At 40.2% G+C, this 4,950-nt stretch carries 4 protein-coding genes; 1 reads left to right on the top strand and 3 read right to left on the bottom strand.

What is annotated here, in order from left to right:
* Positions 1 to 143: 143 nt before the first annotated feature.
* A complete protein-coding gene (locus tag ABYK33_RS13720; protein WP_373033843.1) occupies positions 144 to 848 on the top strand; it encodes a hypothetical protein in 705 nt (234 codons plus the stop codon).
* A 15-nt stretch (positions 849 to 863) separates the two neighbouring features.
* On the opposite strand, the gene ABYK33_RS13715 is transcribed toward ABYK33_RS13720, so the two are convergent.
* The 3 genes from ABYK33_RS13715 to topA all read right to left on the bottom strand — a co-directional run.
* Positions 864 to 2,039 (bottom strand): cation:proton antiporter, encoded by a 1,176-nt coding sequence (locus tag ABYK33_RS13715; RefSeq protein WP_373033842.1) that lies wholly within the window; start codon positions 2,037 to 2,039, stop codon positions 864 to 866.
* Entirely contained in the window at positions 2,026 to 2,877 is an 852-nt protein-coding gene (locus tag ABYK33_RS13710; protein WP_373033841.1) for a biotin synthase, read from the bottom strand. The genes ABYK33_RS13715 and ABYK33_RS13710 overlap by 14 nt, the downstream gene beginning before the upstream one ends.
* 5 nt (positions 2,878 to 2,882) lie before the next feature.
* Positions 2,883 to 4,950, bottom strand: a 2,068-nt coding sequence (gene topA, locus ABYK33_RS13705) for a type I DNA topoisomerase (protein WP_373033840.1), incomplete at its 5' end; no start/stop codon positions are given.

Here is a 4,950-nt window from a genome sequence, read left to right as displayed (position 1 = left end):
GGGAGAACTCACTAACTGTTTTGAATCAGTTAAAAGAGAAAAAACAAGGCTTGTCTCTTGAAGAGAAAATATTAAAAGTAGAAAATCAAAGACTTCAAAAAGAGTATTTTGAATTAAAACAGTTAGAACCTAAGGAGTAAAGTATGAGAAAGTATCTATGGGCAGTAATGGCAGTATTATTTGTGAGTGCGAATGCATCCGGTTTTAGAGATATTGATAAAGAAACACATTCATTTCTCTCTGATCTTAGAGAAGCGGCAGGATCTGATGATGAGTTTGATGATGAGGAAGAAGAAGTCAAAGAGGACGGAATTGAAGCTTCTGAAGCTGTAGAGGAAGAGGAGGCACTTGATGATGCTGAGGCTGCAATAGAAGTTGAACAAGAATCTGAAGATGATAGAGCAGAGGCTATTCGTCAAAAAGCTATAGATGAAGCAAAGAAAAAAGAAGAAGCGCAGAAGGCAGCAGCTCTTGAAGCGAAAAAAATTGAAGAGGCGCGTATTCAAAAAGAAAAAGAAGAAATGTTAATGCAAAGCTCTGCCAAAGAAGAAGAGTTAAAAAAAGCAGAAGCACAGGCCGAACTAGAGAGACTTGAAGTTGAAGCCTATGAGAAAGCAAGAGCAGAAAAGCTTGCTAAAGAAGCAGAAGAAAAAGCAGAATTAGAAAGAATAGCGGCAGAAGCTAAAGCAGCAGAAGAAATGTTAGCTGAAAAAGAAGCAGCTGCAAAAAAAGCTGCTACTGAATCAAATGTTGTAGATATTGATATCGCGGCGGAAGAAAAAGCAGCAAAAGATGCTGCTGATATGGCATACTGGGAAGCAGTTCAAGAGATGAGAAGGGAAGAGTAACCCCTTTCCACTCTTTTAATTCTGTGATTTTTCTTTCATTCGCTGTTTGTTCGCTTGTAACATTTTAATAACAGTCATAGAGATCAAAATTTCAAAAATACTTGCCAAGATAAGTTGATAATAGGTTAACAGATCCAATAACTTTGTATCATACCCAATTGTTGCAACTGCCACAAGTAGCGTTAATGGCATAGAGAGTGAAAGTGCAATAAGTACAGCATCTTTTGAACCACCACTAATCCCTTTTAATACAATCGCAGCAAACAATCTGGAAACGATCATCAATACCGTAATAAGCAGTGCTCCTGAGACGACACCTTCCAGTGGGAGTGCCTTTAAGTCAAATGATGCCCCTACATGGATAAAGAAGAGAGGCACCAAAAAGCCAAAGCCAAGACTGGACATTTTATCTTCAAGTTCTTTTTCATGATGGAAGAATGCAGAGATGGCTATCCCCGCGATAAATGCACCCAGGGCAACTTCTAATTCTAATGACAACATTACGGCGATTAAGATAAAGAATAGGGCCATAGAGAGACGTATATCTTGTGCAGAAGTATCCAGTTTTGGGACCAATGTACTTTTTAGTTCTGGATACCACCAAAAAAGCAGATTGAACATTTTGTAGAGTATGTATATCACGAAGATAAACAGGAGCAAATAACCGATTTTCAAAACAAGATCTAAAGGAGATCCTGTAGTGATAGCAGCATCAAAGATCGTAAGTGCAGCGATACTTAAAACTTCACCCAGTACTCCAGCGATAAAGGCTAAACGTATCCATGATTCTTCTTTCCCGTATACTTTTGATAAAGAGGCCAATAAGCCTATGGATATAAGTGGCATCGAAATAATTACAATAGCATGAAGATCAAAGATGAACCCGAATATAATAGAAAATACAACCATAAAGAAGAGGAATAGCATAGACCTTTGTATCACTATTTTAGGGCTGCTTGTAATCTGTTTTAAGTCTACTTCCATCCCTGCTAAAAACATGAGATAGAGGAACCCGACCTCTGCAATAAGCGTAAAGTATTCGTTATGCCCAACCAATCCAAGGTAGGCAAAAATAGACCCTAGAATTATCTCTACCGGGGGAATAGGTAAACGTAAAAATTTGGCAACAAAAGGGCTGCCCCATATCAAGAGTGACAGCGTGAGTATCAGGGTGATATTAGTGTGTATCACAGCTTGTGGCTACTTTATATCCCAATCTATCAAGCATCTCTTTATCACTACTTGCTTCGATTCCTTGGGTAGTTAAATAGTTTCCTATGACCATGGCATTTGCCCCAGATTCAAACATGAGCTCCTCTTTACCATTAAATAAAAGTTCACGTCCTCCTGCGACCATAAGAAGTCTATCCTCACCCAATAAGCTACGGGCTTTTTTGATGATAGCTACAGCTTCATCCAATTCTATATTCCTTGTTTTTATAGGAAGTGCAGGGTTTGGGTGATAAAAGTTAAGAGGGGTTGATTCTGGACTAAGGGACGCGATAGAATCAAGAAGTGAGTCTCTGTCTTCTTTTGTTTCTCCCATCCCAAAGATCCCACCAGAGCAAAGTGCCAAGCCTACTGACTTTACGTTCTCACAAGTTTCATAACGTTCACTCCAGGCATGTGTTTGACAGATATCTGCATAGTAACGTTCAGAGGTTTCAAGGTTGTGGTTATAGCTGTCGATACCATGTTGTTGCAGGTAGCGGAGCTGTTCTTTGGTGGCTGTACCATTACATGCGATAAGGTTGAGGTCTTTGACTTCAGCTTTCACTGCCTGTGCAGCACGCGCAACAAAGTCAACTTTCTTGTCATCAAGACCTTTGCCTGCAGTGACAAGACAGTAGCCTAAGGCACCATTGGCTTTTGCGACTTTTGCTTCTGAGACGATCTGTTCTATTTTTTTGTAGTTATAGCGTTGGATATCTGCATGGTATCTGACACTTTGAGTACAGAACTTACAGTCCTCTTGGCAGGTCCCGCTAAGGATGTTGTTGATAGCACATAAAAATATTTGTTGTTTCATAAGGGTTACTTTGCCTCTTCTTTATGTTTACATTTAAAGCACTCATAGACATCACCACTTTTGAGGGTTTTTTTACCCATGGTGTAGTCACACTCAGGACATTTTTTATCGACCGGTTCAAAGTTGGCGATGAACTTACATTTTGGGTAGTTCACACAGCCAAAGAACTTTCCTCTTTTTCCTTCTCTCTCCTGTATCTTCCCTCCACATTCGGGACACGGAACTGTCAATTCTTTGGCAGGTTCAAGAGACTTTGCATTTTTACATTTTGGGTACGCAGAACAGGCAAGGAATTTTCCTCTCTTAGAGTTTTTGATGACCATCATCGAACCACATTTTTCACACTTTTCGTCTGTTTCTTCCGGGCCTTCTACTTCTGTACCATCCGTATTTTTCGTGTATTTACATTTAGGGAAGTTGCTGCAGGCAATAAATTCACCATAACGTCCTTTACGTAAAAGAAGCTCAGAATCACATTTGGGGCAATTTTCACCTGTTGGAATGGCTATCTTAAGACTTTTAATATTTTTCTTGCCCTCTTCTACTTTTTGTAAAAAAGGCGTATAAAAAGCTTTAAGGATGGGTTGCCATTGAGCAGTTCCTTCTGCTATTTCATCAAGTGTCTCTTCCATTTTTGAAGTAAATCCGCTGTCTACTATCTCAGGGAAGTGCTCTTCAAGCATTTCTGTGACAGTGAAGGCTATCTCGGTAGGAATGATACGTTTTTTCTCTAACTCGATGTACTTACGTGTTTGAAGTGTTGTGACAGTTGGTGCATAGGTACTTGGACGACCGATACCCAGTGACTCCAACTTTTTGATAAGACTGGCTTCATTGTATCGTGCCGGCGGTTCGGTAAAGTGTTGCTCTTGCTTGATCTCATCCATGCTCACGGCTTGACCTTTTTCCAGCTCTGGTAAAAGTTTGTCTTTGTCTCCATGCCCTGTGACTTTGTAAAAACCATCAAAAAGAAGTTTTCTACCACTTGCTTTGAATGTACATTTATCCCCTTTAAAGAGGAGTGTTTGTGATTCCATTTCGGCTTCTGTCATTTGGCAGGCTAAGAAACGGTTGTAGATAAGTCTATAGAGCTTAAGTTCATCTACAGAAAGATAGTCTGCAGCTTTCTTGCCGTCAAACTCAACCATAGTCGGGCGTATAGCCTCGTGCGCTTCTTGAGCACCTTTAGACTTTGTTACATAGTTCTTGGCTTTAGCCGGGAGGTATTTGTCTCCATAGGTATTCAGAATGTATTCTCTGGCTGACTCTACCGCTTCTTTTGCAAGGTTCATTGAGTCGGTTCTCATATAGGTGATAACACCCATTGGTCCCTGGTCTGTTTTTACACCTTCGTAAAGCTTTTGCGCTACCATCATCGTTTTTTTAGGCGAAAATCCCAGTTGGGTAGAGGCTGCCTGCTGAAGGGTCGATGTCATAAACGGTGGAGGTGTTTTGGTCTTTCTTTTGGTCTTTTCAAGTGAAACAACGACAAATGATTCACCTTTGGCAGAAGTAACTATCTCTGTTGCATCTGCTTCATTTTTGACAGTCAATTTGTCTATCTTTAGACCATTATAGTCATAGATAGAAGCATCGATGTCTTTTTCAAAAAGTGCATCTATAGTCCAAAACTCTTCAGGGATGAAAGCTTTAATTTCACGTTCTTTCTCTACAACCAGTTTCAAAGTAGAACTCTGTACTCTACCTGCACTAAGTCCTTTTTGGATCTTACTTGCAAGTAAAGGTGAAAGTTTATACCCTACGATACGGTCAAGCAATCTTCTTGTCTGCTGTGCATCTACAGAATCCATATCTACTTTACGAGGTGCTTCAAGCGCATGCTGTATGGCATTTTTGGTAATTTCATGAAAGACAATACGTGGAAGCTCAGTAGGCTCTTTTCCTATCGCTTTTGCAATGTGGTATCCGATAGCCTCACCCTCACGATCCTCATCGGTTGCGATAAAGACAGTTTCAGCTTCTTTGGCAAGTTTCTTTAACTCTTTAACTGTAGGATTTGCATCTCTAGGAATGGAGTATTTAGGTACAAGGTCTCCGGTTTCATCATCTATC

The organism is Sulfurovum sp. (assembly GCF_041562805.1).
Classification (GTDB): domain Bacteria; phylum Campylobacterota; class Campylobacteria; order Campylobacterales; family Sulfurovaceae; genus Sulfurovum.
This window is presented reverse-complemented; position numbering and strand designations above follow the sequence as displayed.

Coding starts and splice junctions, on each gene's coding strand:
- ABYK33_RS13720 (WP_373033843.1), top strand. CDS start 144: ATGAGAAAGTATCTATGGGCAGTAATGGCAGTATTATTTGTGAGTGCG.
- ABYK33_RS13710 (WP_373033841.1), bottom strand. CDS start 2,877: ATGAAACAACAAATATTTTTATGTGCTATCAACAACATCCTTAGCGGG.